The sequence below is a fragment of the Nocardia sp. No.11 genome, from assembly GCF_038752175.1.
Lineage (GTDB): Bacteria > Actinomycetota > Actinomycetes > Mycobacteriales > Mycobacteriaceae > Nocardia > Nocardia canadensis.
Genome location: NZ_JBCGFB010000284.1, coordinates 1 through 474, shown reverse-complemented (window position 1 = coordinate 474; position 474 = coordinate 1). Strand labels below are relative to the sequence as shown.

Below are 474 nucleotides of genomic sequence, written 5' to 3'. Positions count from 1 at the left end.
GGCCAGGGTGAAGCGACGGTAAGACGTCGTGGAGGCCCGAACCCACTTAGGTTGAAAACTGAGGGGATGAGCTGTGGGTAGGGGTGAAAGGCCAATCAAACTCCGTGATAGCTGGTTCTCCCCGAAATGCATTTAGGTGCAGCGTCACGTGTTTCACGCCGGAGGTAGAGCTACTGGATGGCCTAGGGGGCCCACAAGCTTACCGAAGTCAGCCAAACTCCGAATGCCGGTGTGTGAGAGCGTGGCAGTGAGACTGCGGGGGATAAGCTTCGTAGTCGAGAGGGAAACAGCCCAGATCGCCGGCTAAGGCCCCTAAGCGTGTACTAAGTGGAAAAGGATGTGGGGTCGCTTAGACAACCAGGAGGTTGGCTTAGAAGCAGCCACCCTTGAAAGAGTGCGTAATAGCTCACTGGTCAAGTGATCCTGCGCCGACAATGTAGCGGGGCTCAAGTACACCGCCGAAGCCGCGGCATT

General features: G+C 57.0%; 1 rRNA gene. It reads left to right on the top strand.

Features of this window, described 5'->3' with window-relative positions:
- Positions 1–474 (top strand): 23S ribosomal RNA (locus V8688_RS32070); the annotation flags it as partial.